The following is a 4,656-nucleotide window of genomic DNA, read 5'->3' on the forward strand; positions in this document are numbered from 1 at the left end:
CTCGAGCCCGGCGAGGAGCATGCCAGCGAGGCGCACTCCGAGGGCACTCGCGAACTGCTGCACGTCCATGAGGGCACACTCGTCATCACATTGGCCGGGGAATCGTTCACCCTCTCGGCCGGCGATGCGCTGAGTTTCGTGGGTGACGAGGTGCACTCCTACGCGAATCCCGGGGACCTGCCCACCCGCTTCTCGCTCGCCGTCTACGAGCCGGGCGTCGGATCCGCACACCGAACGGACGGCGTCGATGGCTGAGTCATCCTCGATCGGAGCATCGTGAGCCGGTCACTGGGCAGCGCGCGCGTGCCCGCATGGTCGATGGCGGTCGCCGCGATGCTGTTGATCCAGCTGTGCAACGCGCTCTCCATCGGGCTCATCGCAGAGGTCGGCGCCGCGGGAACCGCGTGGCTTCGGCTCAGCATGGGCGCACTCGTCCTGATCCTGATCGCCCGGCCGCCGCTGCGTTCGATCCGACGAGCGGATGTCCCTGCGCTGCTCGGACTGGGCATCGCCAGCGGCCTCATGACGACGGCATTCCTCTCGGCGATCGACCGCATCCCCCTCGGGACGGCGGTCGCGATCGAGTTCCTCGGGCCGCTGACGGTCGCGGCGATCCTCAGCCGCAGCCGACGCATGCTGGTGTGGCCCGTGCTCGCGCTCGCGGGCGTGGTGCTGCTCACCGAACCCTGGCGGGGTGAGATGGACGTGATCGGTGTGGGCTTCGCCGCACTGGCCGGACTCGGCTGGGGTGTCTACATCGTGTTGACCCAACGCGTCGGCGACCGCTTCGCCGGCATCAGCGGCCTGTCCATGACGATCCCTATCGCCGCGATCGTGACGGCGTTCATCGGGGTTCCGCAGTCGTTCGGGCATCTCGACTGGCGTGTGCTGCTGTTCGCGCTCGCACTGGCGCTGCTCGCCCCGGTGCTCGCGTTCGGCCTCGAGATGCTCGCCCTCCGCCGGATGACGCACACCGCCTTCGGAACGCTCATGGCGCTCGAGCCGGCGTTCGGCGTGGTCCTCGGCCTGCTCGTGCTGCACCAGCTGCCCTCAGTGCTGCAGGTCGCAGGCATCCTGCTCGTCGTGCTGACCGGTGCGGGCGCGCAGCGCGGCGGCGCGCGGGTTCCTGAAGCAACCACCACGCCCTCGCCCTCGCCCTCGCCCTCGCCCTCGGCAGTGGACTCGCCTCCGTCTAGGCTGCTGCCGTGACCCGAACCGCCGTCTTCGATCCGCATGCCCCCGAACCGGTCGGCCCGTACTCGCATGCCGCGATCGGAGCCGATGGAACGCTGTTCCTCTCCGGCCAGACCCCGATCGATCCCTCGACCGGACGACTCGTCGACGGCGAGGTGGCGACGCAGACGCGACAGGTCTTCGCGAATCTCGCGTCCGTGCTGTCTGCTGCCGGGCGAACGCTCGACGACGTCACGAAGGTCAACGTGTACCTGGTCGACATGGCCGACTTCGCGGCGATGAACAGTGTCTACTCGACGATATTCACCGCGCCGTATCCCGCCCGCACCACCGTGGCGGTGGCCGGCCTGCCGCTCGGCGCGCGCGTGGAGATCGAGCTGGTCGCGTAGCTGTGCTCGGCAGAATGGTCCTGCGCTACTGGACCTGATCGGTCGGACGCACGAGGATCTCGTTGACCGACACGTGTTCGGGCTGGCTGAGCGCGTAGACGACCGCCTCGGCGATGTCGCCGGGTCGGAGCGTGCGCATCGATGCGGCGATGTCGGCAGCGGCGGCCTGCATGGTCGGGTCGGTGATGTGGCTCGTGAGCTCGGTGTCGACGAAGCCGGGCTGGATCACGATCACTCGGACGCCTCGCCGGGTCACCTCTTGGCGCAGTGACTCCGAGAAGGCGCTGATGCCGAACTTCGTGGCGGCATACACGCCGCTGCCGAGAGACGCCGACCGAGCCGCGGTCGACGACACCTGCACGACCGCGCCCTTCGTCTCCAGCAGGTGAGGCAGGGCGGCGTGGACCGCATACATCGAGCCGAGCAGGTTGGTGTCGATCATGCGCTGCCACTCGCGCACGTCGGCGCCGAGGATGAGACCGCTCTGCATCAGACCGGCGTTGTTGACCAGCACGTCGAGTCGGCCGAAGTGGTCGACGGTCTCCGCCACGGCACGCTCCACCGACTCGGAGTCGGTGACGTCGAGCTGGAGCGGCAGGACTTCGCCGGGGGCGCTGCCGACGAGGCTGGCGAGCCGATCGGCGCGACGTGCGCCRATCGCGACGCGCGCGCCGGCGGCCGACAGCGCCAGCGCGACCTCCCGGCCGATGCCCGAGGACGCCCCCGTCACGAGGATGACCCTTCCCGCGAGTGAGCGGTGAGCCTCGATGGATTCCGTGAAGTTCACAATGGTTCCTTCCAGCGGGCCTGTGACCCGCGTCTGCAAGTGGTCGAGCGTGGAGACGATGCGGGTGCGCGGGACCTCGGCGATCGGTCCCGCGCACCCGTGGCGTCCAGTGATGCGGCAGCGTTTACGCGGCCGCTCGGTCCTGGTTCACCCCGCGGATCGCGTCGAGGATGGTGGCCGCGACCGCCTCGGGCTGCGAGACGCTGACCGCGTGCGAGGCGCCTGCGAGTTCGGTCGTGCCCCGGGAGCCCGCACGTTCGGCGCCGGCGCGGTGCACCGCGACGGGGATGTTGCGGTCCTCGCTGCCGAACACATGCCATGACGGGCGATCCTTCCACCCGGGCGTCGCCGCCTGCACGGCGTCCTTCAGGGCCGCTTCGGTCACCGGACGTTGGGTCGCACCCATCAGTCCGGCGACCTGCACGGGCACGTCGGCGGCGAACTGGTCCCGGAACAACGGTCGGCGGATGACGAGTTCCACGCCACCAGTCGAGATCGGGCGCGCATCGAGGGCGTCGCCGAGCGTGGAGCCCGGTTCGCTCGCGGAGAGGGAGAAGGCGCTGTCGCCGGGCTCGGGCACGAAGGCTCCGGCATACACCAGGCCGACGACCTGGTCGTTGCCTGCGGAGGCCTCGCTGATCACGAGGCCGCCGTACGAGTGGCCGACGAGCAGGACGGGCCCGTCGATGGAGGCGATGACGTCGCGCACGTATGCGGCGTCGCCGGCGAGGCTGCGGAGCGGATTGGCGACCGCCACGGAGGTGACGCCTTCGGCGTAGAGGGCCGCGATGACGCCGTTCCAGCTGGCGGACTCGGCGAATGCGCCGTGCACGAACACGACGGTCGGCTTCTGATCTGACATGACTGTTCCCCTTCTCGAATCACCCCCACCCAGCGCGGACGCGATACCAACTCAGACCGCGCGGGAGGAGCGCCTGTGACCGGTTCAGCGGAGATTCGCGAGGTGACCGGATGCCCCGACGGAACTCGAGCCGGGGTGGAATCCGGTGCGGCGCCTCGTGTCCCGGATGCCGACCGCGGAGATCGCACCGCCGAGGATCATGGCGACGGCCGCGGACGCGACGAGGCGGTGGAAGCTGCCGAGGTCGATCGTCGCGGACCCGCCGAGAGTCGCGGCGAGGGCGACGGCGATGAGCCCGGCCACCCGGGACACGGCGTTGTTGGTCGCCGAGGCGATGCCCGAGTGCGTCGGATCGACCGCACCGAGGATCGTCGCCGTCAGCGGTGCGACCGTGAGGGCCATGCCGAACCCGAAGACGAGCACGGCTGGGAGCACCTGCGTGAGGTACTCGGCCTCGTCGGTGATGGCGAGCATCAGCGCGAACCCGAAGCCTGCGATCACGGGTCCGGCGCCCATGAGGAGACGCGCGCCCGCGCGCCCGCTCAACCGTCCGATGTACGCGGACAGGCCGATCAGCACGAGGCTCGAGGGAATCATCGCGAGGCCGGCCATCGTGGCCGAGTAGCCGGCGCTCTGCTGGAGGAAGACCGCCAGCGCGAAGGTGCCCAGCGACAGTCCTCCGTAGATGAAGAAGGTCGCGACGTTCCCGACCGTGAAGTTCCGTGCTCGGAAGATCCCCATCGGCAGCATCGGTTGCGAGGTGCGCAGCTCCCACAGGACGAACCCGACGAGGCTCGCGCCACCGACGATCACCGCAGCGAGGATGATCGGCGAGTCCCATCCGAACCGGGAGTGCTCGATGAGCGCGAACACCGGAAGTCCGAGACCCGCGACGCCGAGCAGGGCACCGACGACGTCCACGCGAGCGGCAGGCGATCGCGGTGGGTCCTCCTGGAGCCGAGACGCGAGCGCGACGGCGAACGCGATCGGCAGCACGTTGACACCGAAGACCCATCGCCAGGACAGTGCATCGACGAGCACCCCGCCGAGTGCCGGCCCGGCGATCGTGGCGATGCTCGTGAACGCCGTCCAGCTCCCGATCGCGCGGCCCTGCTTGTCGGCCGGGAAGGCGTCGAGGATGAGGGCGAGCGAACTCGGCACCAGGAGGGCGCCGAAGACCCCCTTCAGGCCGCGCACGAGGATGAGCGTCTCGACGGTGGGCGCGATCGCGCAGGCCACCGAGGTGAGTCCGAAGCCGATGAGCCCGGTCATGAGCACGCGCTTGCGGCCGAACACGTCGGAGAGCGACCCCGCGAGCAGGATGAAGGCGCCGAGGCTCAGGAGGTAGGCGTCCACGACCCATTGCTGCGAGGAGAGCCCGCCTCCGAGGTCGGCGCTGATCGCCGGCAACGCGACGTTCACCG

The 4,656-nt window shown here is 69.8% G+C and carries 6 protein-coding genes; 3 read left to right on the forward strand and 3 right to left on the reverse strand.

Features of this window, described 5'->3' with window-relative positions:
- The 3 genes from AC1DY2_RS15745 to AC1DY2_RS15755 form a co-directional block, all read left to right on the forward strand.
- The coding region (locus tag AC1DY2_RS15745) for a cupin domain-containing protein (RefSeq protein WP_476763277.1) at window positions 1-255 on the forward strand (255 nt) is incomplete at its 5' end.
- 63 nt (window positions 256-318) lie between these two features.
- Complete coding sequence (locus AC1DY2_RS15750; RefSeq protein WP_476763282.1) at window positions 319-1,209, forward strand: EamA family transporter; 891 nt, start codon at window positions 319-321, stop codon at window positions 1,207-1,209.
- Complete coding sequence (locus tag AC1DY2_RS15755) at window positions 1,206-1,583, forward strand: Rid family detoxifying hydrolase (RefSeq protein ID WP_476763278.1); 378 nt, start codon at window positions 1,206-1,208, stop codon at window positions 1,581-1,583. The genes AC1DY2_RS15750 and AC1DY2_RS15755 overlap by 4 nt, the downstream gene beginning before the upstream one ends.
- Window positions 1,584-1,608: 25 nt before the next feature.
- Here AC1DY2_RS15755 and AC1DY2_RS15760 read toward each other — a convergent pair whose 3' ends face one another.
- The 3 genes from AC1DY2_RS15760 to AC1DY2_RS15770 form a co-directional block, all read right to left on the reverse strand.
- A complete protein-coding gene (locus AC1DY2_RS15760) occupies window positions 1,609-2,313 on the reverse strand; it encodes an SDR family oxidoreductase (protein WP_476763279.1) in 705 nt (234 codons plus the stop codon).
- Between the two features lie 181 nt (window positions 2,314-2,494).
- Complete coding sequence (locus tag AC1DY2_RS15765; protein WP_476763280.1) at window positions 2,495-3,232, reverse strand: alpha/beta fold hydrolase; 738 nt, start codon at window positions 3,230-3,232, stop codon at window positions 2,495-2,497.
- Window positions 3,233-3,316: 84 nt separating this feature from the next.
- Window positions 3,317-4,656: DHA2 family efflux MFS transporter permease subunit (locus tag AC1DY2_RS15770; protein WP_476763281.1), on the reverse strand; the 1,340-nt coding region annotated here is incomplete at its 5' end.

This window comes from Agromyces sp. P1_H4 (assembly GCF_056405255.1).